Below are 24,353 nucleotides of genomic sequence, written 5' to 3'. Positions count from 1 at the left end.
CATGAAACCAATATCGATCGCCATGCTGCTGGCTGCCGCGCTGGGCGCGGCCCCTGCCTGGGCGCTGGAGAAGGGCGTCACCGCGCCGCAGTTCGACCTGCAAGGGTTGGAAGGCGCGGTGAAGCTGGCCAAGCTGCAGGGCAAGGTGGTGTATGTGGACTTCTGGGCTTCGTGGTGCGGCCCGTGCCGCCAGTCCTTCCCGTGGATGAACGAGATGCAGGCCAAGTACGGCGCCAAGGGCTTGCAGATCGTCGGCGTCAACGTCGACGCCAACAGCGCCGACGCGCGCCAGTTCCTGACGACGACGCCGGCGCGCTTCGCCATCGGCTTCGATCCGCAAGGCGCCACGCCGCGCAGCTACGGCATCAAGGGCATGCCCAGCAGCGTGTTGATTGGGCCGGACGGCAAGGTGCTGCTGGAGCATTCCGGCTTCCGCGAAGCCGACCGCGCCGAGTTGGAAGTCAAAATCCAGAACGCATTGGGAGCCGTCAAATGAAAACGCTACTGTTGATCGCGCTGGCGGCCGGCCTGTCCGGCTGCGCCTCGATGGGTAACGTGCAGCCTTGGGAAAAGGGCACGCTGGCGCGCCCCGAGATGACCTTCGGCGACGGCCATATGTTCACACGCTTCGACGACCATATCTACACCAGCCGCGAGGCTTCGGCCGGCGGCGCCGGTGTGGGTGGCGGCGGTTGCGGCTGCAATTAAGGACCACCATGACGAGTAACGAAGACAAGGCATCCGGGCGCGGCCTGGCTGCATCCATCATGACGGCGGCGCTGATGCTGCCAGGCGTGCAGGCGCATGCCGAAACGCCGCCTGCCAACGGCACCATTACACTGGGCTATCTGAACTACAAGGACAGCCAGTCGGGCCTGGACCGCATCACCGTGCATTCGCCGTCGGTGTCGATCACGGCGCCGGTGGCGGGCGTGTGGAATATCGGTGCCTCGGTGGTGTCGGACGATGTGTCGGGCGCTTCGCCGCGCTATCACACGGCGATCTCCGGCGCCTCGCACATGCAGGACCACCGCACGGCGGGCGATGTCTCGGCCACGCGCTATTTCGAACGCGGCACGGTGACGGCCGGCGTGGCGTATTCGAACGAGCACGATTACCTGTCGCGCGCATTGTCGCTGCAGGGCAGCCTGGAGAGCGAGAGCAAGAACACCACCTGGACCGTCGGCATCGGCCATGCGGATGACCACATCAATCCGGTCAATAAGATCGTCAGCAACGAGAAGAAGCGCAGCACCAATCTGCTGCTGGGCGTGACGCAGGTGCTGACGGCCAATGACATCGCCCAGCTGACGCTGACGCACAGCGAAGGCGAAGGTTATTTCTCCGACCCGTACAAGGCGCTGGACAACCGTCCGCGTAGCCGCGACGAGACGACCCTGCTGGCGCGCTGGAATCACCACCTGGCCTCGACCGGCGGCACCAGCCGGCTGTCCTACCGCTATTACCGCGACAGCTTCGGCGTGCGCGGGCATACGCTGGGCGCCGAATACGTGCAGCCGCTGTCGCAGGGCTGGACCGTAACGCCGGAGGCGCGGCTGTATTCGCAAAGCGCGGCGAGCTTCTACTACGATCCGCTCTACGATGCCAAGCTGGGCGCGCCGTTCCCGCCGGGGTACAACGGCAACGGCTACATGTCGGCCGACCAGCGCTTGTCGGGCTTCGGCGCGGTGACGTTGGGCCTGAAGGTCAGCAAGCAGATCGACAAGCTGTGGTCCGTCGACGTGAAGGCGTCGGTGTACCAGCAGCGTGGCAGCTGGCGGCTGTTCCACGAGGGCAGTCCGGGCCTGGATGCGTTGCGGGCGCAGACGATACAGATAGCGATCAACCGGCAGTGGTAGACGCAAAATGGTAGACGCAAAATGGTAGACGCAATACATCGCACCACGTTCCAGGCGATGGCCAGCCGCTGCGAGTTGCGGTTCGCCGCGTCGGACGCGCACACGGCGGCGCTGCTCGCGCAGCGCGCCATGGACGAGGTGCTGCGTATCGAAACCAAGTATTCGCGCTACCAGCCGGACAGCATCGTCTCGCGCATCAACGCGGCGGCAGGCAAGCACGAAGTGGATTGCGACAGCGAGACCATGTCGCTGATGGGTTACGCCGCAGCGCTGCACGGCGCCAGCGGAGGGCTGTTCGACATCACTTCCGGCGTGCTGCGGCGGGCCTGGGATTTTCGCCAGCCCAAGGTGCCGGGCAGGGAAGTGCTGGAGCCCTTGCTGGCGCTGGTCGGCTGGGACAAGGTGGGATGCGGCGCGCACCATGTCTACCTGCGCCAGGCCGGCATGGAGATTGATTTCGGCGGCTTCGGCAAGGAGTATGCGGCCGACCGCGCGGCGGCGCTGCTGGCCGATGCGGGCGTCAAGCACGGTTATGTGAACCTGGGTGGCGACATGCGCTTCATCGGTCCGCGCCTGAACGGGCAGCCATGGAGCATCGGCATCCAGGACCCGCGCGATCCGGACAGCGTGATCGCGAGCATACCGGTCAGCACAGGTGCGCTGGCCACCAGCGGTGATTACGAGCGCTACTTCGAGCTCGATGGGCAGCGCTACTGCCACATCCTCGATCCGCGCGACGGCATGCCGGTGCGGTACTGGCGCTCGGTCAGCGTGCTGGCGCCGATGGCGATAGCCGCGGGCAGCTGCTCGACCATCGCGATGCTGAAGCAGAAGGACGGTTTGAATTTTTTGAGTGCATCGGACATGGGGTATCTGGCCGTGAACGATCAGGGACAGATGCTGTTCAGGGATGTTTGAATAAGGTGGAAATGATGAACAATTGGATGACGCGTTTGATGGCGCTGCTGGTGGCGGTAATCGCGCTGGCTACCGGCGCGCGAGCGGATGATTTCCTGGAGCCGGATCAGGCGTTCCAGTTAAAGGGTGAGCTGGTTGATGCGCATACGGTGCGCTTGTCGTGGGTGATCGCGCCGGGCTATCACTTGTACCGCGACCGCCTGAGTTTCAAGGCGGACGGCGCCCAGCTTGAAGCGCCGGCGCTGCCGGCAGGGCTGCGCAAGTTCGACACCAACTTCAACAAGGAGATGGAGACTTACCAGGACAGCCTGGTGGTCAAGCTGCCGTTGACGGCGACTGCCGCGTTCACGCTGCAAGTGGGCTATCAGGGTTGTGCGGACGCGGGCTTGTGCTACTCGCCGGCGACGCAGAGCTACCGCGTCGATCCATCGCCGCCGGGCAAGCTGGTGGCGGTTGATGCGCCGCCGGCCGGCGCGCCGGCCAACGCCACCGCCGCACCGGCCGCGCCAGTTGCGGCTGCAGCTTCAGCCGCGCCAGCCGCGTCCACCGCGCCGCAGCATGAAGACGACAGCTCCCTCGCCCAGCGCACGCTGCAAAGCGGCAGCGCATGGCGCATCGGGCTGGCCTTCCTTGCCTTCGGCCTGCTGCTGTCGTTCACGCCATGCGTGCTGCCGATGGTGCCCATCCTGTCCTCGATCATTGTGGGTGAAGGTGCCGTGTCGCGCAGCCGGGGCTTCTCGCTGGCGCTGGCGTATTGCCTGGGCATGGCCCTGGTCTACACCTCGCTCGGCGTGGCTGCCGGCCTGGCTGGCGAAGGCCTGGCCGGCGCGCTGCAAAAGCCCTGGGTGCTGTTGACCTTCGGCGCGCTGCTGGTCGGCCTGGCCTTGTCGATGTTCGATGTCTACCAGCTGCAGCTGCCGAGCGCCCTGCAAAGCCGCTTGAGCGCGACCAGCGGCAACATGGGCGGCGGCCGCTTCGTCGGCGTGTTCGTCATGGGCGCCTTGTCGGCCCTGATCGTCGGCCCGTGCGTGGCTGGCCCGCTGGCCGGCGCGCTGCTCTACATCAGCCAGACGCGCAACGTCTGGACCGGCGGCTGGGCCTTGTTCTCTATGGCGGTCGGCATGAGCGTGCCCTTGCTGCTGACCGGGATCTCGGCAGGCAGCCTGCTGCCGCGCGCCGGCGCCTGGATGAACGGCGTGAAGAAAATCTTCGGCCTGCTGTTGATCGCGGTGGCGATCTGGATGATCACGCCGGTGTTTCCGGTGACGGTGATGATGTGGTTGTGGGGCGTGTTCGCACTCTTGTGCGCAGTGTTCCTGCACGTGTTCGAACCGTTGCGCGGCGGCGCCAACGCCGGACTGGGCGCCTACGTTGGCAAGACGCTGGGACTGGCCTTCCTGGTCGGCGGCCTGCTTGAGCTGGCAGGCGCCGCCAGCGCCGGCCGCGACGTGCTGCAACCATTGGCCCACCTGAGCATCGCCCGCACCGAAGGCGCGGCGCCCGCCGGCGACGAGATTCGCTTCAGCCGCATCAAGACCGTGGCCGAACTGGATCAGGTGCTGGCCACCAGCACCACCCCGGTTATGCTGGACTTCTACGCCGACTGGTGCGTGTCCTGCAAGGAGATGGAGCGCTTCACCTTCTCCAAGCCTGCAGTCAGCGGCAAGTTGAAGCAGGTGCGTCTGATCCAGGTGGACGTCACCGCCAACAGCGCCGACGACAAGGCCTTGATGAAGCGCTTCGGCCTGTTCGGCCCACCGGGCATCATCCTCTTCAACGGCGGCAAGGAGATCCCGAACAGCCGCGTGATCGGCTTCCTGGCGCCGGAGCCCTTCGTCCAGCACCTGGACCGCCATCTCACTTCCTGAGCGGCGCCGCTTTCCTTTGCTGAGTCTCCAGATCAATGCCTACTGCCTTTTCGGCAGTGGCATTGATCGCAGCGAAGCGCACATACCCATTGAACAGCAGACCGACCGCAAGTATCACTCCGAGGCCTGCAATAAAGGCGGTAACAATATCCCGCCCCCAAGCCCGCAGAGTTTTTTTCTCATCCAATTTCCTCTCGATACGCTGAAATCCTGCCGTTATCCCGGCATCAAGCAAGAAAAGTCGAGCAGAAAGCTCCGACTGAGTGACATTTTCGGCGACCTGCACCATCTTCTCTTCAAGAGACTTCGCGAGAAACTCCGCGGCGATTTGCTCACCACGCTGTCTCAAACCGATCAAATTTTCTGGAAGCATGCAGAACGTCGTGAATTCGGCTTCGTCCTTCGCATCGGGCTCCGCTCCGCCGTGTAGCGCAGCGAAACCAGCGCGCCATTCTATTTTGCTCCGTTTGTAGATGGCGTAAGCGATGGCGCCGGGGACGTCGTCCTCGTATTTTATAAGCGCTTTAAATACGTGCTGCAAGATTATTTCGCTTTGCGCTCGGCGGCCATTTTCGCGATGGTCTTGTCTATCTCCTCGCGTGAAAAATGCACAGACTTAATTATGCGTTTGCTTTTTTCCGAAAGACGAGGGTTGTCGTCGATACTTACCGACATGTTCTCGCAAATCCGGCGTATTTCTTCGGGGGTAAAGAATGGTGAAACATTAAACATGATCACGCTCCTTCACTGCTGGGTTGCTTGGGATCCGGCCGGACGCGCATCCGGCCAGCCATCCTCCTTTATACCAGCGGCAGGGCGGTGGTGTCCTTGATGCGCTGCAGGGCGAACGAGGATTTCACGTCCAGCACCGCCGGGTGGCGCAGCAGCGTCGCCATCATGAAGCGCGAGAAGTGGTCCATGTCTTCCACGTGCACCCGCAACAGGTAATCCATCTCGCCCGTCATCGCATAGCAGGCCACCACTTCCGGCCACTGCTCCACCGACACCGCGAAATCCGCGCGCGGCGACACCGGCGCGTTTGGCGCGCCCAGCGCGCGGGCGTTGCTGTGCGCGGCCGCCTCGCTGTGCTTCTCCAGCCGCACGTTGACATAGGCCAGCAGGCCCAGGCCGATCTTGTCCGGGTCCAGCAGCGCCACGTACTGGCGGATCACGCCAGCCTCCTCCAGCCGCTTGATGCGGCGCAGGCAGGGCGACGGCGACAAGGCCACCAGTTCCGCCACGTCCTGGTTCGACAAACGCCCGTCCGCCTGCAAAATTGACAGAATTTTACGGTCGGTTTTGTCCAGCGCAATTTTGGTCATAAATACCTCAAAAAATCAGTGTTCAGGCAATATTATTGCGCAAATTGGCAATCCATGGGAATTGTTTGCAATTTAATGCTGGTGAAGCGGGTCTATACTGTGCGCTATTCAAAGAAGGAGACGCGCATGAAATTTACGCCTTGGGACAACCCGATGGGGACCGATGGTTTTGAGTTTGTCGAATACGCCGCACCCGATCCGAAGGCCCTGGGCGCGCTGTTCGAGAGCATGGGTTTTACCGCCATCGCCCGTCACCGCCACAAGGATGTCACCCTGTACCGCCAGGGCGACATCAACTTCCTGATCAACGCCGAGCAGGACTCCTTCGCCCAGCGCTTCGCCCGCCACCACGGCCCGTCCGTGTGCGCCATCGCGATCCGCGTGCAGGATTCCGCGTTCGCCTACAAGCGCGCGCTGGAGCAGGGCGCCTGGGGCTTCGATAACAAGACCGGCCCGATGGAACTCAACATCCCCGCCATCAAGGGCGTGGGCGATTCGCTGATCTACCTGGTCGACCGCTGGCGCGGCAAGAACGGCGGCGAGCAGGGCGCCATCGGCGACATCAGCATCTACGACGTCGACTTCGTCGCCATCCCGGGCGCGGTGGCCAACCCGGTCGGCCACGGCCTGACCTATATCGACCACCTGACCAACAATGTCCATCGCGGCCGCATGAAGGAATGGGCGGACTTCTACGAGAAGATGTTCAACTTCCGCGAAGTGCGCTACTTCGACATCGAAGGCAAGCTGACCGGCCTGAAGTCGAAGGCCATGACTTCGCCCTGCGGCAAAGTGCGCATCCCGATCAACGAATCGTCGGACGACAAGTCGCAGATCGCCGAATACCTGGACGAGTACCACGGCGAAGGCATCCAGCACATCGCGCTGGGCACCGACGACATCTACTCGTCCGTCGAGACGATGAAGAAGGCCGGCATCGTGTTCCAGGACACGATCGAGACCTACTATGAATTGGTCAACCGCCGCCTGCCGAATCACGGCGAGCGCCTGGAAGACCTGCGCCGCCTGCGCATCCTGATCGACGGCCATAGCAGCGAGAACGAGCGCGAACTGCTGCTACAGATCTTCAGCCAGAACGTCATCGGTCCGATCTTCTTCGAGATCATCCAGCGCAAGGGCGACCAGGGCTTCGGCGAGGGTAATTTCCGCGCGCTGTTCGAGTCGATCGAGCTCGATCAGATCAAGCGCGGCGTGTTGAAAGATCCAAGCGCCGCCTAAGAAACAAGGGTGGAAAGCCGGCAGTCCCGCACAGAACGGGGCGCAGGCCTGTGGTACCCTGTAAATAACCACATTTTTCCGTTCCGCCGCCTCCACAAGAGCCGGCGGATCGCGCGCTGATGGGCCAACGAGGCCCTGTAGCGCATGGCTTAAAGAATAATGGAGACACAATGAACGCACCTCACAAGGGCTCGCAACTAGAGCCGGGCACGCACTCGGACAACGACATTTCACTAGACGACAAGTGGACGCTGGAACGCGGCCGGGCCTTCATGACCGGCACCCAGGCCCTGATCCGTCTGCCGATGATGCAGCGCGAACGCGACCTGAAGGCAGGCCTGAACACCGCCGGCTACATCACCGGCTATCGCGGTTCCCCGGTCACCAGCGTCGACATGACGGCGATGAAGGCCAAGAAGTACCTGGACGCCCACCACGTCAAGTTCCATCCCGGGATGAACGAAGACCTGGCCGCCACCGCGGTCTGGGGCACCCAGCAAACCAATCTTTTCGAGGACGCCAAATACGACGGCATCTTCTCCATGTGGTACGGCAAAGGCCCCGGCGTCGACCGCTGCGGCGACGTCTTCAAGCACGCCAATAACGCCGGCTCCGCCAAGCACGGCGGCGTGCTGGTGCTGGCCGGCGACGACCACGCGGCCAAGTCCTCGTCCACCGCGCACCAGTCGGACCACATCCTCAACGCCTGCGGCATCCCTGTGCTGTATCCATCGTCGGTGCAGGAATACATCGACTACGGCCTGCACGCCTGGGCCATGAGCCGCTACACCGGCCTGTGGGTATCGATGAAGTGCGTCACCGACATCATCGAATCCGGCGCCGTGGTGGACTTCGACCCGGACCGCGTGCAGATCAATCTGCCCACCGACTTCGAGCTGCCTGTCGGCGGCCTGAATATCCGCTGGCCGGACACCGTGCTCGATATGGAAGTGCGGATGAACAGTTACAAGTGGTACGCCGCATTGGCCTACTGCCGCGCCAATAAACTGAACCAGATCATCTGGGATTCGCCGAAGCCGAAGATCGGCATCATCACCGCCGGCAAATCCTATCTGGACACGCGCCAGGCGCTGGCTGACCTGGGCATCGACGAGCAGGCCGCCGCCGACATCGGCATCCGCCTGTACAAGATCGGCATGACCTGGCCGCTGGAAGCGGACGGCGTGCACGAATTCGCCAAGGGCCTGGACGAGATCCTGGTGGTCGAGGAAAAGCGCCAGATCCTCGAATACGCGCTGAAGGAAGAGCTGTACAACCTGCCGGACGGCCAGCGTCCGCGCGTGGTCGGCAAGTTCGACGACACCGGCGAGTGGAGCAATAAGGGCAAGACCGGCCACGGCGACTGGCTGCTGCCGGCCACCTATGAGCTGAACCCCGCGCAGATCGCGCGCGCCATCGCCTCGCGCATCGCCCACTACTGCGCCGGTCATCCGGTCGCGCAACGCGTGCAGGAACGCGTGGCCTTCCTGGAGGCGAAGGAACTGGCGCTGAAAACGCTGCCGTCCAAGCCGAATCCGGAAACCGACCGCACGCCGTTCTTCTGCTCCGGCTGCCCGCACAACACCTCGACCAAGGTGCCGGAAGGTTCGCGCGCGCTGGCCGGCATCGGCTGCCACTACATGGTGCTGTGGATGGACCGCGAAACCTCGACCTTCACCCACATGGGCGCGGAGGGCGTGACCTGGGTAGGCCAGGCGCCGTTCACCAACGAGAAGCACGTCTTCACCAACCTGGGTGACGGCACCTACTTCCACTCCGGGATCCTGGCGATCCGCGCGGCGGTGGCGGCCAAGGTCAACATCACCTACAAGATCCTGTTCAACGACGCCGTCGCCATGACCGGCGGCCAGCAGTTCGATGGTCCGCTGGACCCGGGCATGATCTCGCGCCAGATCGCCGCCGAAGGCGTCACGCCGATCATCGTCGTCACCGACGAGCCGGAAAAATACCCGGCCGATTACAAATGGGCGGAAGGCGTCACCGTGCGCCATCGCAGCGAATTGATGGACGTGCAGCGCGAACTGCGCGACAAGCCGGGCGTGTCGGCCATGATCTACGACCAGACCTGTGCTTCCGAGAAGCGCCGTCGCCGGAAGCGTAACGAATACCCGGATCCGGCCAAGCGCGCCGTCATCAACGAAGCCGTCTGCGAAGGCTGCGGTGACTGCTCCGTGCAATCCAACTGCCTGTCGGTGGAGCCGCTGGAGACGGAACTGGGCCGCAAGCGCCAGATCAACCAGTCGTCCTGCAACAAGGACTTCTCCTGCACCACCGGTTTCTGCCCGAGCTTTGTGACGGTGGAAGGCGGAGCGTTGAAGAAGCCGAAGAAGGCCGCCGTGGGTGAAGGCCCGCAGGCGGTGCTGCCTACGCCGGTACTGCCGTCGACGGCGACGCCGTACGGCATCCTGATCACCGGCATCGGCGGTACCGGCGTGGTCACGGTCGGCCAGATCCTGGCGGTCGCGGCGCACGTCGAAGGCAAGGGCGCCATCGTGCTGGACATGAGTGGCCTGGCCCAGAAGGGCGGCCCGGTGATGTCGCACGTGCGCTTGGCGGACAAGCAGTCCGACCTGCATTCGACCCGTGTCGGCACCGGCAGCGCCGATCTGGTGGTGGGCTGCGACTTGATCGTCACCGCCTCGCGCGACGCTTTGTCGCGCATGGGCGAAGGCCGCACGCACGCGATGATCAACTCGACCGGCTCGTCGACTGCGGCGTTTGTGAAGAATCCTAACTGGCAGTTCCCGGATGCTTCCTCGCGTGGCGAAATCGTCAGGGCCTGCGGCAACGACCTGGTGGACTTCGTCGACGCCGGCCAGATCGCCACGGCGCTGATGGGCGACTCGATCGCCACCAATATGTTCATGCTGGGCTATGCATTCCAGAAGGGCCATGTGCCGCTGAGCGAAGCGTCGCTGATCAAGGCGATCGAGCTCAATGGCGTGTCGGTGGGCTTCAACAAATCGGCCTTCAACTGGGGCCGCACCGCCGCCCACGACCTGGCTTCGGTGACCAAGCTGACCACGCCGGCCAAGGTGATCGAGTTCAAACGCATCCAGACGCTGGACGACATCGTCGCCCGCCGCGTCGAGCTGCTGACGGCCTACCAGGACGCTGATTATGCTAAACAGTATAAATCGTTTGTCGACCAGGTCCGCGCGGAAGAGGCCAAGCTGGGCAAGAGCACCCGCCTGAGCGAAGCCGTGGCGCGCTACTACTACAAGCTGATGGCGTACAAGGACGAGTATGAAGTCGCGCGCCTGTACACCGACGGTGCATTCCAGCAGAAGATCGCCGGCATGTTCGAAGGCGACATCAAGCTGAAGTTCCACCTGGCGCCGCCGCTGCTGGCCAAGCACGATGCCAACGGCCAGTTGATCAAGCAGGAATTCGGTCCGTGGATGATGAAGGCGTTCGGCCTGCTGGCCAAGCTGAAAGGCTTGCGCGGTTCGGCGCTGGACATCTTCGGCTACACGGCGGAGCGCAAGATGGAACGCGCGCTGATCGGCGAGTACCGCGACACCGTGACCTCGCTGCTGCCGAAGCTGACGGCCGAGAACCTGTCGCAGGCCGTGGCCATTGCCAGCATCCCGGAAGACATCCGCGGCTACGGCCACGTGAAGGAGCGTCACTTCAAGGCGGCCAAGCAGAAGGAGGCGGCGTTGCTGGCGGCCTTCGGCAAGCCGGTTGGCAGCCACACCAACGCTGCCTGAGGAGCCACCCGTCATTCCCGCGAAAGCGGGAATCCATGCGCTGCATGCATTCCCTCCGAGGCATGCTCAGTATGGATTCCCGCCTGCGCGGGAATGACGGGGCTCACACCTTGCGCAGCGAGCAGACGGTATCGAACCAGGATTGCATGCCGACCAGCGGTTGCGGATTAATCGGCAGCAGCGCGTTGATGTTGACACCATTGCCCCGCCCACCGTTCTTCTTATCCCACCACACACCGGCGTTCAGGTCATCGAGCGCCGGCGCCGGCCCGAAGGCCTTGGCCGCCTCGGGACCAATGCCCTGCGCCGCCACTTCCACACGTCGTCCGTTGCGGCCCTCGGCAGCGCGCCCGCCGCTGATCCATCCCAGGGAGTTCGACACCGCCACCACACGCGGATGGATGCCACGCGTGACGAACACCCGCATCCGCGCCGAGCCGATCTTCTCGCCGTTGCCGCGATATGCGTGCAAGGCCGGCTGGTCGGCCGGACCGGACTGCGGCCGATAGGTGGTCAGCTCCACCATGTCGCCGCTTTTCAGGCCGAGCTTCCTGGCCGTCGCAACGTTGATCCACATCGGGTTGTCATGCACGATCTCGCTCAGGTATTTTTGCGACGCGGTGCGCCCCTGCGTATGCACATTCCATTTGAAGGTGCTCAGGATGAAGCGGTCCGCCGGCAGGTTGCGGTGCGACGGGATCTGCACGAAGGTCGGCATGCCGTCGTCGTCGAAGCCGCGCGTCTTCGCCACCGCCGTCACTTCCGGCGCATGCACCTCGAACTTGCGCGACGGCGTGGCGAAGCCGCGCACCGCCGCACCGCCGGCCATCAGGCCGACCGCGCTCTCCTTGCCCTTGTCGTTGGGACGGTAGATCACGCCGCTGGCGGCGTCCACCCGGCTGCCGTCAAGCTGCTTGCCGCTCAGCGGCTTCTGGAACACCTCGTACGATTTCGGTTGCGAGGTGTCGACATACACGCCGTAATGCTTCATGTATTCAAAGCCGTCCTTGAATTGCTTGCCATCCGGCCCCGTGGTCGGCAGCTTCGAACACTGGATGCGCACGAAATCCTCGTGACTGCCGAACTGGAAGTACTTCGCCTGCTCAGGTCCGAGGCGGCGGCCGATGTCGAACAGCACGTCGGCAAAGCTGCGCGCCTCGCCCGGCGGCGGCACCAGCGGCTGGCGCAGCGTGACGAAGTGCGTCAGTTCCAGGTTGTTGCGGATGTCCAGGCCCCAGCGTTCGAGGAAGGTCGCATCGGGCAGGATCAGGTCCGCATAGTGGGCCATCTCGGAGTAGACCACGTCGGAGCAGGCGTGGAAGGGAATCAGCTTCTCGTCCTTCAGCACGTCGACCGTGGTGCTGCGGCCCTCCGGCCACGTCATCGGCGAGGCGATGGTGTAGCTCAGGTAGACGTCCAGCGTGGCGCGGCCCTGTCGCAGATAGTCGTAGACGATCTGGCCGACCTTCATCTTCTGCCAGCGGTTGGCCAGCGGCCATTCCGGCGGATCTTCCAGGTCGGTGCGGATCTTGGGCGCGGGCGGCACCGGCTGCGGCAGCGGATAGCGGCTGACCGAGAGCTTCTCCTCCAGGCCGTAGCAATAGCCGCCGGGCCGCGCGACCGAGCCGACCAGCGCATTGAGCATGACCACCGCGCGCTCAGAGTTGAAGCCGTTGTAGTGGGCGCCGGTGCCGCGATTGGTGAAGGCCGCGACGGCAGGGCGCTTGCGCGCAAACTCCAGCGCCAGCCGCTCGATGTCGTGCGCGGCGATGCCGGACAGCTTGGCCGCCCACGCCGGCGTGCACGGGGCCAGCCAGCTGCGTATCGTTTCAAGCCCGGGCTGGACGAACTTGTCGATGAAGTCGTGATCGATCTCGTTCTCCCGCACGATCACGTGCGCCATCGCCAGCGCGACCGCGCCGTCGGTGCCGGGGAAGGGCTGGTGCCATTCGTCGCTGCGGCCGGCTGTGTTGGACAGGCGTACGTCGAACGTCACCAGCTTGGCGCCATGGTCGAAGCGCGCCTTGACGACGCGGCTCACCAGATGCAGGCCGCCCTGGTGCGCCTCGTAGAAATTCGCGCCGAAGTTGAGGAAGTACTTGCAGCGTTCGGCGTCGATCGATTCCCAGTCGGTCTCGCCGAGCGAAACGTAGTTGGCGGCGCGCTTGTTGGAGGAGCACAGCGCGCGATGGTTCAACTGCACCGGCGTGCCGATCGCGCTCAGGAAGCGGTTGATCTCGGCGTCGATGCGGGAGCGACCCTGGTGCAGCGCGACCCGCTCCGGGTGGCCGCTGGCGATGCTGGCCTTGATGCGCTCCGCCACCTCGGCGTAAGCCTCGTCCCAGCTGATGCGCTTCCACAGGCCCGCGCCGCGCGCGCCGACCCGCTTGAGCGGATACAGCAGCCGCTCCGGATAGTCGTTGATGGTCGGGCCGGACTGTCCCTTGGCACAGGTCATGTAGCTGCCCATGTTGGGATCGAGCGGATTGCCGCGTATCTTGATCACCTTGCCATCCTGGACGAAGGCTTCGATGCCGCACACCGTCGAGCAGTTCAGGCATACGCTGGTGATGCGCTTGGCGTTGCGGTAGTCGTTCTTGACCTTGCGCTGTTCGCCATTGGCCAGCGGCCGGTAGTTCAGCGCCTGCGCGGTGTTGGGCGTCAGCAGGATGGTCTCGCCCAGACCCAGTCCGGCCATCGAGCCGATGCCGCTTTTGATGAATCCCCTGCGGTCCATATTCATGCTCCCTTCGGTTTCGAGAACGTCGACTTCAGCTGGTCCCAGGTGTCGATCTCGTAGGAGAAGGGATCATGGCTGCGGCCCTTGGGCACCTTGTGCGCCATCTCGCGCGGCACCACGCCGCCCAAGCCACGGTACTGCACCAGCGGCTTGGTCTTCTCCTCCGGCTTGAGCGGCGCCACCTGCTGGCGGTGCTTGGCGTGGAACTGGCTCACTGGACTGGCGGGATCGTTCAGGTCACCGAACGCGAACACGTCGGCCGGGCATACCTCCACGCAGGCCGGCGCCATGTCGGCCGCCAGCCGGTGCGAGCAGAAGTCGCATTTGTCGGCCACCTCGGCCACCGGGTCGATATGGATGGCGCCATAGGGGCAGGCCTTGATGCAGTCGCGGCTGCGGTCGCAGGCGGTATCGTCGATGTGGATGATGCCGTCGGCTCCGCGCGCGATGGCGTCGTTGGGGCAGGCGTCCAGGCAGGGCGCATCCTCGCATTGCATGCACAGCGTCGGCAGGAAGGCGCGTTTGGTCGTCGGCTGCTGGTTGTAAGGATTGACCGCGGCGAAATCGTAGTAGTACACCTTGGTGCGGAAGTGGCCGAGCGAGACGGAGTTCTCGACCTTGCAGGCCACCGAACAGGCGTGGCAGCCGATGCAGCGTTCAAGGTCGATGGCCATGCCCCATTTTGGGCCGGCGGTTTTGGATGTGGTCATGAGGCTGTCCCCGATCATGGAGTGGGCATGTGTCCGGCGATTAAACCACAAAACAATCTGGAACAATCCGGATTCAAGCGCAAATGGCCACGTCGGTTCTTAGGCCGGCCGGTGTCGCGCCACCAGCTCGCGCAGCGCCGGATCGGTGATTTCGAATACATCGAAGATGCCCAGCGCCGCCATGGCCGGTACCGCATCGATGATGTCGGCCCGCGCTTCGGCACGGGCCTGCTCCGTAGCGCCCTGCATACCCAGGGTGCGGGCATTGGCCAGGAAAGCGCCGACGGTGCCTTTCCTGACAATGACGCCGTTGAATTCTCCGGTGTTGACGTGGTCCGCCAATATGTCCTGTGCTCGCATGATGCAATCTCCTGTGGTTGATGAGGACTTCATCGTGCCAGCCACCGTGTGGCCTGGCTTGCGCGGCGATGCCATAATGTGTCGCATGCAAGCCAAACCTTCTCCCCTGATCGATCCCGTGCGCGCCGACACCGGCGAAGGCGCGCTGCTGTTCGCCGCGCTGTCGTCCGCCGACACGCGCGCCACGGCTGCGCACAGCCACGCGCGCGGCCAGGCCATAGGCGCCCTGAGCGGCCTGCTGACCATCGGCACGGAGCGCGAGCGTCTGGTGGTGCCGCCCGGGTATGCGATCTGGATACCGCCGCATCATCTTCATGGCCTCGATGCGCATGGACCGGTGAGCGCGTGGAGCGTCTACGTGGCGCCGGGCGGCTGCGCGGCATTGCCCGTATGGCCGCAGGTGTTCCAGGTATCGGGTTTGCTGAGGGAGGCGGTGCTGCGCGCCAGCGCTTGGCCGCCGGCATCCGCGCCAACGCCGTCGAGCGACCGCATCGCGGCGGTGATCCTCGATGAATTGTCCGCCGCGCCGCGCGAGCGCCTGGTGCTGACCATGCCCACCGACCGCCGCCTGCTGAAGATCGCGCAGGCGCTGGTGGCCGATCCGGCCGATGGGCGCTCGCTGAACGACTGGTCGGCATGGGCCGCCATCGCGCCACGCACGCTGACGCGGCGTTTCGTCTCGGAGACCGGACTGTCCTTCACCGACTGGCGCCAGCGCGCGCGCCTGATGCGGGCGGTGGAACTGCTGGCCGCCGGCCAGGCCGTCACCAGCGTCGCGCTGGAACTGGGCTACGACAGCCTGAGCGCCTTCATCGCCATGTTCCGCCGCACGATGGGCGTGGCGCCCGGCGGATTCGCCGCCGCCCACGCGGCGGCATTGGCGCTGCCTTAAGCTTTCACCTCGGCCTTGAGCGTGCCGGTGTGGCCGGCAAACTCGCTCAGCCAGTACAGCAGCGCCAGGCCGGGGAAGGCCATGCCGGTCAACAGCGCGGCGTGCCAGCCGTGGGTGGCGTACATCCAGCCGCCCAGCGCCGAGCCGAGCGCGCCGCCGGCGAAGAACAGCGCGAAGTACACGCCGTTCAAACGGCTGCGCACCTCCGCGCCCAGCGTGAAGATGGCGCGCTGGCCCAGCACCAGGTTGGCCGCGACGCCCATGTCCAGCACGATCGATGCGATCACCAGGATCGCCAGCGCCACGTTGCGCAGCTCCTCAACCTGCGGCGCCAGCAGCGGCAGCACGAAGCCGACCACGCCCAACGCCAGCGCGGCGGCGGTCGCCATCAGCGTGTGGCCGGCGTCGGCCAGGCGACCGGCGATCGGCGAGGCCACGGCGCCGGCCATGCCCACCAGCGCGAACACCGCGATGCCGGTCTGCGACAGGTGGAACTGCGGGCCGGCCAGCATCAGCGGGGTGACGGTCCAGAACAGGCTGAAGGAGCCGAACAGGCCGGCGTGATAGGCGGCGCGGCGGCGCAGCAGCGGCGTGCGCAGGAACAGGTGCCACAAGGACGCCATCAGCGCCGGATAGCCGATCGTGGCGGTCGGCACGCGCAGCGGCAGCTTGGCGCGCAGCAGCAGCGCCACCGCCAGCACCACCACGGCGGCGCCGCCGAACACCACGTGCCAGTTGCTGGCGTCGGCGATCAGGCTGGCGGCGGGGCGGGCCAGCATGATCCCCAGCAGCAGGCCGCTGACCACCTTGCCGACCGTGTGGCCGCGCGTGGCTTCCTTGGACAGGTGGGCGGCGAATGGCACGATGATCTGCGCCGCCACCGATCCCAGGCCGATGCCCAGCGCGGCGGTCAGGAACATCCACGCGCTGGTGCTCAACGCGGCCAGCACCAGCATGGCGGAGGTGAACAGCAGGCCGGCGACGATCAGGCGGCGGTTTTCCAGCAGGTCGCCCAGCGGCACCACGAACAGCAGGCCGAGGGTGTAGCCGATCTGCGTCAGTGTGACGATCAGGCCGGCCGCCTGCGGCGACAGCCCGGTGGCGGCGCTGATCGGGCCGACCAGGGTTTGCGCGTAATACAGGTTGGCGACGATCAGGCCGGTCGCGGCGGCCAGCAGCAGCACCATGCCGGGGCTGATGTCGTCTTGTGCGGGTTTGCTCATGATGGCTCCGTAAGTGAGTGGGGATGGGCAGATTCTAGGCAAAACCCGTGCAAAGATAATTGGGGCATAATGCCCTTATACTTTTCACATAATGTGAACAATAAGGTGAACAATCATGGACAGACTCAAGGCCATGCAGACCTTTGTGCGCATCGTCGAGGCGAACAGCTACACGCGGGCCGCTGAAACGCTGGATCTGCCGCGCGCCGCGCTGACGGCGACCATCAAGAAACTGGAAGCCTTCCTCGGCACCCAGCTGCTGCAGCGGACCACGCGCCGCCTGTCGCTCACGCCCGACGGCGCCGACTATTTCAGGAAGTGCCTGGAGATCCTGCAGGCCGTGGAGGATGCCGAGGGCGCGTTCCGTGGCCACGGCCGGGGCAAACCGCGCGGCAAGCTGCGGGTGGAGTTGCCGGGGGCGGTCGGCCGCCACGCGGTGCTGCCCCACATCGCCGGCTTTTGCCGCGAGTATCCCGACATCGAACTGGTCGTCAGCCTGAACGAGCGCCTCACCGATCTGACGCAGGAAGGCCTGGACTGCGCGCTGCGCGTGGGCGAGCTGCAGGATTCGGCCATGGTGGCCCGGCGCCTGGGCACGATGAACTTCCTGACCTGCGCCGCGCCGTCGTATCTGGCCGCGCATGGCGTGCCGCACACACCGGCCGATCTGGCGGCGCATCGCGGCGTGACGCATTTCTCCGGACGCACCGGCCGCGCCTTCGCTTGGGATTACCTGGTCGACGGCGGCGTGACGATGGTGGAGGTGCCCGGCGCGATCGCGGTCAACGATCCCGACGCCTATGTCATCTGCGCCTTGCAGGGCATGGGCCTGATCCAGGCGGCGCGCTACCAGGTGCGCCAGCATCTGGCCAGCGGCGCGCTGGTCGAGGTGCTGGCCGCGACGTTGCCGACGCCGATGCCGATCTCGCTGCTGTACCCGCAGGGCCGCATGGCGTCGCCGCGCCTGCGGGTGTTCGCCGACTGGATCGCCGGCGTGTTCAGCGCCGATCCCGACCTGCAAACCTGACGATTGCTGCCACCGCTGAAGGAAATGCCGGTCCGCGTTCGCTGCGGCGCAAAGCCGTCTATAATTTCCCGCGCATCCGATGCCGGCGGGCCGATCCCGCCGGGCACCGGCCATTCAACCCTTGCTGGAAGCCCGTCCATGATACGTTCCGCCATTCTGCTTGCCTTTGCCGCCACCTCCACCCTGGCCGCCGCCGCGCCGGCCTCCGCACCACTGAGTACCATCGCCGAACGCTCCGGCTTCCAGAACACCGGCCGCTACGACGAGGTCGTCGACCTGTGCGGGCGCTTCCAGAAGGCGTATCCGAAGCAGGTGCGCTGCTTTGAATTCGGCCGCACGCCGGAAGGCCGTCCGATGCTGGCGCTGGCCGTCTCGCGCACCGGCGCCCTGACCGCCGAGCAGGCGAAGAAGCGCGGCTTGCCGGTGATGCTGGTACAGGGCGGCATCCACGCGGGCGAGATCGATGGCAAGGATGCCGGCTTTCTGGCGCTGCGCGAAGCGCTGGAGAACAAGGCCGCGCCGGGCGCGCTGGACAAGCAGGTGTTGTTGTTCGTTCCGGTGTTCAACGTCGATGGCCATGAGCGCTTCGGCAAATGGAACCGTCCGAACCAGCGCGGCCCGGTGGAAATGGGCTGGCGCACCACGGCGCAGAACTACAACCTGAATCGCGACTACGTCAAAGCCGATGCGCCGGAGATGCAGGCCATGCTGGCGCTGGTGAACGCCTGGGATCCGCTGGCCTACATCGACCTGCACGTCACCGACGGCGCCAAGTTCCAGCCCGACGTCTCGATCCAGGTCGAGCCGGTGCACGGCGGCGACGAGGAACTTAAGCGCGCCGGCGCGGCGCTGCAGACGGCCGTGATGGCGGACCTGAAGGCGCAGGGCTCCGATCCTAAGCCGTACTACATCGCGTTCGCCACCGACGACGATCCGACCTCTGGCTTCGTCGACAGCATGGCGACCCCGCGCTTCTCGACCGGCTACTTCCCGCTGCGTAACCGCTTCGCGATGCTGGTCGAAACCCACTCGTGGAAGGACTACCCGACCCGCGTGCGCATCACCCGCAACACCATCGTCTCGCTGCTGTCGCAGGTCGCCGCCCACGGCAAGGAATGGCAGAAGATGACGCAGGAGGCCGACGCCCGCGCCGCCACCCTGGCCGGCGCCGATTTCCCGATCAGCTACCGCACCACCTTCAACGCCAAGACCATCGAGTTCCCAGGCTACGAATACACGCGTGGCCACTCGGAAGTGTCGGGCGGCCTGATGACGCATTACGACGAGACCAAGCCGCAGATGTGGAGCGTGCCGCTGCGCGACGAAGTGGTGCCGGACCTGAGGATCGCCGCGCCCAAGGGCGGCTACCTGGTGCCGCTGGCGGATGCGGCCCGCATCGGCGCCAAGCTGAAACAGCACGGCATCGCCTTCAAGGTGCTGGCGTCGGACCAGATGTCGGCCGAAGTGGAGACCTTCCGCGCCACCAAGACCAAATTCGGCACGCAGTCGTTCGAGGGCCATCAGTCGCTGGCGGTGGAAGGCGACTGGGGCCGCGAGCGCCGCAGCCTGGCGAAGGGCGCGTTGTTCGTGCCGATCGCGCAGCCGAAGGCGCGCCTGTTGATGACGATGCTGGAGCCGCGTGGCGCCGATTCGCTGCTGGCCTGGGGTGAGTTCAACAACGCCTTCGAGCGCAAGGAATACATGGAGGAGTATGTGGCGGAGGACGTGGCGCGCGGCCAGCTGGAGGCCGATCCGGCGCTGCGCGAGGAGTTCCAGAAAAAGCTGGACAGCGATGCGGAGTTCAACAAGAGCCCGGCCAAGCGGCTGGAGTTCTTCGCGCGCCGCCACGCGTCGTGGGACGAGCGCTACAACCTTTATCCGGTGATGCGCACCGCGCAGAAGTACTAGGCGGTGGCAGGGCCGGCGCGAGGCCGGCCCTTGGCCGTTCAGCCCTGCTGCAGCGGGATGATTCCGGGCAGGTTGGACGGCGTCGAGCAAGGCTCTTCGTCGAAGGCGATGTCGCCCAGCGGATTGGCCTGGCCGTCGGCCTTGATGTCCTTGAAGCCGAACAGGTCGCGGTCCATCAGGTGCGACGGCACCACCGTCGACAGCGACGAGAAGATGTTCTCCACGCGGCCGGGGAATTTCTTTTCCCAGTCGCGCATCAGGCCCTTGATCTGCTTGCGCTGCAGGTTCTCCTGCGAGCCGCACAGGTCGCACGGGATGATGGGGAAGCCTTTGACCTCGGCATAGCGCTCGGTGTCCTCTTCCTTCACGTAGGCCATCGGGCGGATCACCATGTGCTTGCCGTCGTCGGACACCAGCTTGGCCGGCATGCCCTTGAGCTTCCCGCCGAAGAACATATTCAGGAAGAAGGTCTCGAGGATGTCGTCGCGGTGGTGGCCCAGCGCGATCTTGTTGCAGCCCAGTTCATCGGCCACGCGGTACAGGATGCCGCGGCGCAGGCGTGAGCACAGCGAGCAGGTGGTCTTGCCTTCCGGGATCAGGCGCTTGACGATGCTGTAGGTGTCCTGGTTCTCGATGTGGAAGGGGATGCCCAGCTCCTTCAGGTAGGCCGGCAGGATGTGGTCGGGGAAGTTGGGCTGCTTCTGGTCCAGGTTGACGGCGACGATCTCGAAGTTGATCGGCGCGCGTTCGCGCAGCGTCATCAGGATGTCCAGCAGCGCGTAGCTGTCCTTGCCGCCGGACAGGCAGACCATGACCTTGTCGCCGTCTTCGATCATGTTGAAATCGCCGATGGCCTGGCCGACCAGGCGGCACAGGCGCTTGTGCAGCTTGTTGTTTTCCAGCGCGATCTTCTCGGCGGATTTGCCTGCTGGTGCGGCCGGTGCGGCCGCTACGTTGTCGAGTACAGCGTTCATACATTTTCCTTGATCTTGAATACTTCCACGCCCACGCCTTCGCAGTCCGGATAGACGTCCGGCTTCATGGTCGATACGCGGGCCGCGCGCACGCGCGGGTGTTCCAGCATGGCGCTGACGATGTCGTCGCACAGGCTCTCCTGCAGGTGCACGTGGCCGCGCGCCATCAGCCTGGCGATGGTGTCGCGCATGAAGTCGTAGTCCACCACTTCCTCCAGCTGGTCCTTGACCGGGGTGGAGACGGCCAGCGGGATGTACAGGTCGACGTTGATCAGCAGGCGCTGCTCGCCCTTCTTCTCGAACTCGTAGACGCCGATGTTGATCAGTACTTCGTAATTGCGCAGGAACAGGCGGCGGCAGTCGTTCAGTTGCGGGTGGATCAGGGCGGACAGCATAGGATTACCTTTTTTCGATTGTATTCATTTGGCCAAAAACATCACGTCGCGCGGCAGCGGCATCAGGTGCTGGCCGCCGTCGACCAGCAGGGTGGTGCCGGTCAGCGCGCGCGCCGTGGCAGCGTAGACCACGCTGTCGGCGATATCTTCCGGGGTGCTGGAGCGGCCCAGCGGTGTTTGCCGGTGCGCGTTGGCGAAGCCGGCTTCGGTCTGGTCGCCGGACACCATCGTGATGCCGGGCGCGATGCCGACCACCCGCACCGCCGGCGCCAGCTGCTGCGCCAGCATCGTGGTGGCGGTGTGCAGCGCCGCCTTGGACAGGGTGTACGACAAAAAATCAGGATTGAGATTGTACAGTTTTTGGTCGAGCAGGTTGATCACCACGCCCTGTTCGCCGTTGGCCAGGGCCGCATGCAGCGCCTGCGCCAGGATCACCGGCGCGGCGACGTTGGTGCGCATGTGGGCGTCCAGCCGGTCGGCGCTGAAGTCGGCGGCGCTGTCGTAGTCGAACAGCGAGGCGTTGTTGACCACGCAGCGCACCGCGCCCAGCGCGGCCACCGCCTGCGGCAGCAGCGCGCGCACGGCCGCTTCGTCGGCCAGGTCGCAGGGCAGGGCGACGGCGCGCCGGCCCAGCGCCTCGATCGCGGACACGACCTCGCGCGCCGCGGCGGCCGCGGCGCGGTAGTGCACCGCCACGTCCCAGCCGGCGCGCGCCAGGCCCAGCGCGATGGCGCGGCCGATGCGGCGGCCCGCGCCGGTCACGAGCGCCACGGGAGCAGCGGATGGATTGTGCTTTGTTGTCATGGTCGATTTAGTTTATGTGTCATTCCCGCCTGCGCGGGAATGACGTTTCTGGCGGCCCGGCGCGCCGATTCGCTACAATGCCGGTTATGTCCCTACCTGTACCTTCCAGTGACGCGCTGGCCGCGTCCCACGCCCTGTCGCACCTGATCGCCGCCGAAATCGCGCGCAACGACGGTGCCATCTCCTTCGCCCGCTATATGGAGCTGGCGCTGTACGCCCCCGATCTGGGCTACTACAGCGGCGGTTCCGCCAAACTCGGCAAAGATGGCGATTTTACAACCGCGCCCGAACTCACGCCGCTGTTCGGCGCGGCGGTGGCGCAGGCCGCAGCCGCTATTATCGCCCAAAGCGCGGCCCGGATCCTCGAATTCGGCGCCGGCACCGGCAAGCTGGCCTTCGACATCCTGACCGAGATGGCCGTCGCCGGGGTGGCGATCGAGCGTTATTTCATCGTCGAGCTGTCCGGCGAACTGCGCGCGCGCCAGCAGGAAAAGCTGCGCGATTTCCCGCAGGTGGTGTGGCTTGACGAATTCCCCGACGCCTTCGACGGCGTGGTGGTCGGCAACGAGGTGCTCGATGCGATGCCGGTCCACCTGGTCACCAAACACCCGCAAGGCTGGCAGGAACTGCAGGTGACGGTGCGCGACGGCCGCTTCGATTATCTCGAAACGCCGGCCAGCGCCGAACTGCAGGCGCAGATCGAGCTGCAGATCCAGGAACACGACAGCCTGCCGGTCGGCTACGTGACCGAGGTGCACGGCGTGGCCTGCGGCTTCATGGCCACGCTGTCGCGCATGTTGCGCAACGGCCGCGCCAACGCCGCCTTCCTGTTCGACTACGGTTTCCCGGCGCACGAGTACTACCTGGGCCAGCGCGCCACCGGCACGCTGATGTGCCATTACCGCCACCATTCGCACCCGGACCCGTTCTACTATCCGGGCCTGCAGGACATCACCGCCCACGTCGACTTCACGGCGATGGCGCTGGCGGCGCAGGAGGCGGGCGCCGAGGTGCTGGCCTATCTGAACCAGGCCGGCTTCCTGATCGGCGCCGGCGCCGGCGAGCTGCTGTTGCGCACCGACCCGTCCGACGCGCTGCGCTACCTGCCGCAGGCCAAGGCGTTGCAAAAGCTGTTGTCGCCGGCGGAGATGGGGGAATTGTTCAAGGTGCTGGTGATCGGCAAGAACGTCGTCTTGCCGGACGCCATTGCCGTCCATGATCGCAGCCACCGCTTGTAGATTAAATGTTACAGTGGTCAAAACAGCAAGGCTAATCCTTGCTTGATCGCTGAGTTGCCGCGCGCCAGATCGGCTATGATGAATGACGCGCGTTCGCTGGACAACGATGGGAATGATGGCAAAGATACACACTCACTATGACAACCTGAAGGTGTCGCGCATGGCGCCTCAGGAGGTCATACGTGCCGCCTACAAGGCGCTCAGTCAAAAATACCATCCGGACAAAAATCCGGGGGATGAGAAGGCTGCGCGCATCATGGCCATCCTCAACAGCGCCTACGACACCTTGTCCGACACGCAGCGCCGCAAGGAGCACGACGAGTGGATCGCGGCCGAGGAGTGGGAGATCGAGTGGCTGGAAAGCACCCGCCACGAGGACGGCCATGGCCACCGCGGCGACAAGCATCGCCACGACGCGCCGGACCGGGCCTGGACTCCGGAAGCGGTCGACGACACGCCGCGCCCGCGCCGCCCGGCCGCATGGAAATGGTGGGGCGGGCTGGCAGCCAGTATGGCGCTGGGCTGGCTGGGCGGCATGGCGATGGTGGCCGAGCCGCAGCTGCTGTCGTCCGCGCTGGCGGCAGCCTGGGGCGGCAAGGCCGACAATGGCGGCACCGGCGCGCGCGGCCAGGCCCGCGCCGCGCCGCGCGATCCCAAGGCCGAGATGCGCGAGGCCTGGGCCGGCACCCAGCCCTATTATCCGGAGGCGAATAGCAGCCGGCCGGCGCCGATCAAGGTGCAGGCGCTGTCGCAGGTGATCCTGCCGAATGCGGCGGCCGATTGCGAGAGCGAGACCCAGACCCTGGTGGCGCCCAACGGCGAGCCGTGGCCGGCGCAGTCCGGCTACATGACCGGCTTCCCGGTCGGCAACCGCGGCGACGATATGCAGCTGACGCTCGACAACGCCGGCAACGCCTCGGCCGTGTTCATCAAGATCTACGATACCGAGCGTCATTCGAATGTGCGCTACGCCTACGTGCAGGCGCATGACAAGCTGGTGGTCGACAAGCTGGCCAACGGCAAGTACGAGATCCGCTACCAGAACCTGGACCTGGGCGCCAACCAGAGTGGCTGCGCGCCGGCCAGCCGCACGGCGGCGGCCAGCACGGCGCCGCCCGCGCCGCCGGTCAGCAACTAGATCC

General features: G+C 65.2%; 22 protein-coding genes. 12 read left to right on the top strand and 10 right to left on the bottom strand.

Annotated elements, in window-relative coordinates; translation table 11 throughout:
• Position 1: 1 nt before the first annotated feature.
• The 5 genes from ACEN9O_RS07345 to dsbD are packed head-to-tail and all read left to right on the top strand — an operon-like array spanning position 2 to position 4,645.
• The gene (locus ACEN9O_RS07345) at positions 2-496 is read left to right on the top strand and encodes a TlpA family protein disulfide reductase (protein WP_495616927.1); all 495 of its coding nucleotides are present in this window, start codon (positions 2-4) and stop codon (positions 494-496) included.
• Positions 493-708: a DUF4266 domain-containing protein gene (locus ACEN9O_RS07340; RefSeq protein WP_495616926.1), complete on the top strand. Its 216-nt coding sequence runs from the start codon at positions 493-495 to the stop codon at positions 706-708. The genes ACEN9O_RS07345 and ACEN9O_RS07340 overlap by 4 nt, the downstream gene beginning before the upstream one ends.
• 8 nt (positions 709-716) lie before the next feature.
• Complete coding sequence (locus ACEN9O_RS07335) at positions 717-1,859, top strand: DUF3570 domain-containing protein (RefSeq protein ID WP_495616925.1); 1,143 nt, start codon at positions 717-719, stop codon at positions 1,857-1,859.
• Between the two features lie 21 nt (positions 1,860-1,880).
• On the top strand, positions 1,881-2,777 hold the full coding sequence (locus ACEN9O_RS07330) for an FAD:protein FMN transferase (RefSeq protein ID WP_495616924.1): 897 nt from the start codon (positions 1,881-1,883) through the stop codon (positions 2,775-2,777).
• Between the two features lie 11 nt (positions 2,778-2,788).
• Positions 2,789-4,645 (top strand): protein-disulfide reductase DsbD, encoded by a 1,857-nt coding sequence (gene dsbD, locus ACEN9O_RS07325; RefSeq protein WP_495616923.1) that lies wholly within the window; start codon positions 2,789-2,791, stop codon positions 4,643-4,645.
• On the opposite strand, the gene ACEN9O_RS07320 is transcribed toward dsbD, so the two are convergent.
• From ACEN9O_RS07320 to ACEN9O_RS07310, 3 genes are all read right to left on the bottom strand, one after another.
• Positions 4,635-5,186: a hypothetical protein gene (locus ACEN9O_RS07320; RefSeq protein ID WP_495616922.1), complete on the bottom strand. Its 552-nt coding sequence runs from the start codon at positions 5,184-5,186 to the stop codon at positions 4,635-4,637. The two genes, dsbD and ACEN9O_RS07320, sit on opposite strands and share 11 nt — an antisense overlap.
• Before the next feature lie 2 nt (positions 5,187-5,188).
• Positions 5,189-5,377 carry a hypothetical protein gene (locus ACEN9O_RS07315; RefSeq protein WP_495616921.1) on the bottom strand — a complete coding sequence of 63 codons (189 nt, stop codon included), beginning with the start codon at positions 5,375-5,377 and terminating at the stop codon, positions 5,189-5,191.
• A 68-nt stretch (positions 5,378-5,445) separates the two neighbouring features.
• A complete protein-coding gene (locus tag ACEN9O_RS07310; protein ID WP_008444048.1) occupies positions 5,446-5,967 on the bottom strand; it encodes an Lrp/AsnC family transcriptional regulator in 522 nt (173 codons plus the stop codon).
• Positions 5,968-6,093: 126 nt separating this feature from the next.
• Here ACEN9O_RS07310 and hppD point away from each other — a divergent pair, with 126 nt between their 5' ends.
• Positions 6,094-7,206 carry a 4-hydroxyphenylpyruvate dioxygenase gene (gene hppD, locus ACEN9O_RS07305; RefSeq protein ID WP_495616920.1) on the top strand — a complete coding sequence of 371 codons (1,113 nt, stop codon included), beginning with the start codon at positions 6,094-6,096 and terminating at the stop codon, positions 7,204-7,206.
• 170 nt (positions 7,207-7,376) lie between these two features.
• Positions 7,377-10,940, top strand: a complete 3,564-nt coding sequence (locus ACEN9O_RS07300) for an indolepyruvate ferredoxin oxidoreductase family protein (RefSeq protein WP_495616919.1) — start codon at positions 7,377-7,379, stop codon at positions 10,938-10,940.
• Between the two features lie 103 nt (positions 10,941-11,043).
• Here the strand turns inward: ACEN9O_RS07300 and ACEN9O_RS07295 are convergent, their stop codons facing one another.
• The 3 genes from ACEN9O_RS07295 to ACEN9O_RS07285 form a co-directional block, all read right to left on the bottom strand.
• Positions 11,044-13,677: a molybdopterin-containing oxidoreductase family protein gene (locus ACEN9O_RS07295; RefSeq protein ID WP_495616918.1), complete on the bottom strand. Its 2,634-nt coding sequence runs from the start codon at positions 13,675-13,677 to the stop codon at positions 11,044-11,046.
• Between the two features lie 2 nt (positions 13,678-13,679).
• On the bottom strand, positions 13,680-14,390 hold the full coding sequence (locus ACEN9O_RS07290) for a 4Fe-4S dicluster domain-containing protein (protein ID WP_495616917.1): 711 nt from the start codon (positions 14,388-14,390) through the stop codon (positions 13,680-13,682).
• Positions 14,391-14,489: 99 nt separating this feature from the next.
• Positions 14,490-14,750, bottom strand: coding sequence for a hypothetical protein (locus tag ACEN9O_RS07285; RefSeq protein WP_495616916.1), 261 nt, complete (start codon positions 14,748-14,750; stop codon positions 14,490-14,492).
• A gap of 76 nt (positions 14,751-14,826) precedes the next feature.
• Here ACEN9O_RS07285 and ACEN9O_RS07280 point away from each other — a divergent pair, with 76 nt between their 5' ends.
• Positions 14,827-15,642, top strand: coding sequence for an AraC family transcriptional regulator (locus ACEN9O_RS07280; protein WP_495618436.1), 816 nt, complete (start codon positions 14,827-14,829; stop codon positions 15,640-15,642).
• Here ACEN9O_RS07280 and ACEN9O_RS07275 read toward each other — a convergent pair.
• Positions 15,639-16,865 carry an MFS transporter gene (locus ACEN9O_RS07275; RefSeq protein WP_495616915.1) on the bottom strand — a complete coding sequence of 409 codons (1,227 nt, stop codon included), beginning with the start codon at positions 16,863-16,865 and terminating at the stop codon, positions 15,639-15,641. The genes ACEN9O_RS07280 and ACEN9O_RS07275 overlap by 4 nt on opposite strands.
• A gap of 115 nt (positions 16,866-16,980) precedes the next feature.
• On the opposite strand from ACEN9O_RS07275, the gene ACEN9O_RS07270 reads away from it, so the two are divergent.
• Both ACEN9O_RS07270 and ACEN9O_RS07265 read left to right on the top strand, forming a co-directional pair.
• Positions 16,981-17,892: a LysR family transcriptional regulator gene (locus tag ACEN9O_RS07270; protein WP_495616914.1), complete on the top strand. Its 912-nt coding sequence runs from the start codon at positions 16,981-16,983 to the stop codon at positions 17,890-17,892.
• A 138-nt stretch (positions 17,893-18,030) separates the two neighbouring features.
• Positions 18,031-19,800, top strand: coding sequence for a M14 family metallopeptidase (locus tag ACEN9O_RS07265; RefSeq protein ID WP_495616913.1), 1,770 nt, complete (start codon positions 18,031-18,033; stop codon positions 19,798-19,800).
• 38 nt (positions 19,801-19,838) lie between these two features.
• Here the strand turns inward: ACEN9O_RS07265 and ttcA are convergent, their stop codons facing one another.
• The 3 genes from ttcA to ACEN9O_RS07250 are packed head-to-tail and all read right to left on the bottom strand — an operon-like array spanning position 19,839 to position 21,973.
• On the bottom strand, positions 19,839-20,774 hold the full coding sequence (gene ttcA, locus ACEN9O_RS07260; RefSeq protein ID WP_495616912.1) for a tRNA 2-thiocytidine(32) synthetase TtcA: 936 nt from the start codon (positions 20,772-20,774) through the stop codon (positions 19,839-19,841).
• The gene (locus ACEN9O_RS07255; protein WP_495616911.1) at positions 20,771-21,169 is read right to left on the bottom strand and encodes a dihydroneopterin aldolase; all 399 of its coding nucleotides are present in this window, start codon (positions 21,167-21,169) and stop codon (positions 20,771-20,773) included. Before ACEN9O_RS07255 ends, ttcA begins: the two co-directional genes overlap by 4 nt.
• 24 nt (positions 21,170-21,193) lie before the next feature.
• Complete coding sequence (locus ACEN9O_RS07250) at positions 21,194-21,973, bottom strand: SDR family oxidoreductase (protein WP_495616910.1); 780 nt, start codon at positions 21,971-21,973, stop codon at positions 21,194-21,196.
• Positions 21,974-22,059: 86 nt separating this feature from the next.
• Here ACEN9O_RS07250 and ACEN9O_RS07245 point away from each other — a divergent pair, with 86 nt between their 5' ends.
• Complete coding sequence (locus ACEN9O_RS07245) at positions 22,060-23,211, top strand: class I SAM-dependent methyltransferase (protein ID WP_495616909.1); 1,152 nt, start codon at positions 22,060-22,062, stop codon at positions 23,209-23,211.
• Positions 23,212-23,323: 112 nt separating this feature from the next.
• On the top strand, positions 23,324-24,349 hold the full coding sequence (locus ACEN9O_RS07240; RefSeq protein WP_495616908.1) for a J domain-containing protein: 1,026 nt from the start codon (positions 23,324-23,326) through the stop codon (positions 24,347-24,349).
• The last annotated feature ends 4 nt before the right edge of the window (positions 24,350-24,353 follow it).

It is taken from the genome of Duganella sp. Dugasp78 (assembly GCF_059491455.1).
Note: the sequence above shows the minus strand (reverse complement) of the source record. Positions and strands in the feature narration are given on the sequence as shown.

Excerpts from the sequence above, each read along its gene's own strand:
- ACEN9O_RS07345 (WP_495616927.1), top strand. The coding sequence starts at position 2 with ATGAAACCAATATCGATCGCCATGCTGCTGGCTGCCGCGCTGGGCGCG.
- ACEN9O_RS07340 (WP_495616926.1), top strand. The coding sequence starts at position 493 with ATGAAAACGCTACTGTTGATCGCGCTGGCGGCCGGCCTGTCCGGCTGC.
- ACEN9O_RS07335 (WP_495616925.1), top strand. The coding sequence starts at position 717 with ATGACGAGTAACGAAGACAAGGCATCCGGGCGCGGCCTGGCTGCATCC.
- ACEN9O_RS07330 (WP_495616924.1), top strand. The coding sequence starts at position 1,881 with ATGGTAGACGCAATACATCGCACCACGTTCCAGGCGATGGCCAGCCGC.
- dsbD (WP_495616923.1), top strand. The coding sequence starts at position 2,789 with ATGATGAACAATTGGATGACGCGTTTGATGGCGCTGCTGGTGGCGGTA.
- ACEN9O_RS07315 (WP_495616921.1), bottom strand. The coding sequence starts at position 5,377 with ATGTTTAATGTTTCACCATTCTTTACCCCCGAAGAAATACGCCGGATT.
- ACEN9O_RS07310 (WP_008444048.1), bottom strand. The coding sequence starts at position 5,967 with ATGACCAAAATTGCGCTGGACAAAACCGACCGTAAAATTCTGTCAATT.
- hppD (WP_495616920.1), top strand. The coding sequence starts at position 6,094 with ATGAAATTTACGCCTTGGGACAACCCGATGGGGACCGATGGTTTTGAG.
- ACEN9O_RS07300 (WP_495616919.1), top strand. The coding sequence starts at position 7,377 with ATGAACGCACCTCACAAGGGCTCGCAACTAGAGCCGGGCACGCACTCG.
- ACEN9O_RS07295 (WP_495616918.1), bottom strand. The coding sequence starts at position 13,677 with ATGGACCGCAGGGGATTCATCAAAAGCGGCATCGGCTCGATGGCCGGA.
- ACEN9O_RS07290 (WP_495616917.1), bottom strand. The coding sequence starts at position 14,390 with ATGACCACATCCAAAACCGCCGGCCCAAAATGGGGCATGGCCATCGAC.
- ACEN9O_RS07285 (WP_495616916.1), bottom strand. The coding sequence starts at position 14,750 with ATGCGAGCACAGGACATATTGGCGGACCACGTCAACACCGGAGAATTC.
- ACEN9O_RS07280 (WP_495618436.1), top strand. The coding sequence starts at position 14,827 with ATGTGTCGCATGCAAGCCAAACCTTCTCCCCTGATCGATCCCGTGCGC.
- ACEN9O_RS07275 (WP_495616915.1), bottom strand. The coding sequence starts at position 16,865 with ATGAGCAAACCCGCACAAGACGACATCAGCCCCGGCATGGTGCTGCTG.
- ACEN9O_RS07270 (WP_495616914.1), top strand. The coding sequence starts at position 16,981 with ATGGACAGACTCAAGGCCATGCAGACCTTTGTGCGCATCGTCGAGGCG.
- ACEN9O_RS07265 (WP_495616913.1), top strand. The coding sequence starts at position 18,031 with ATGATACGTTCCGCCATTCTGCTTGCCTTTGCCGCCACCTCCACCCTG.
- ttcA (WP_495616912.1), bottom strand. The coding sequence starts at position 20,774 with ATGAACGCTGTACTCGACAACGTAGCGGCCGCACCGGCCGCACCAGCA.
- ACEN9O_RS07255 (WP_495616911.1), bottom strand. The coding sequence starts at position 21,169 with ATGCTGTCCGCCCTGATCCACCCGCAACTGAACGACTGCCGCCGCCTG.
- ACEN9O_RS07250 (WP_495616910.1), bottom strand. The coding sequence starts at position 21,973 with ATGACAACAAAGCACAATCCATCCGCTGCTCCCGTGGCGCTCGTGACC.
- ACEN9O_RS07245 (WP_495616909.1), top strand. The coding sequence starts at position 22,060 with ATGTCCCTACCTGTACCTTCCAGTGACGCGCTGGCCGCGTCCCACGCC.
- ACEN9O_RS07240 (WP_495616908.1), top strand. The coding sequence starts at position 23,324 with ATGATGGCAAAGATACACACTCACTATGACAACCTGAAGGTGTCGCGC.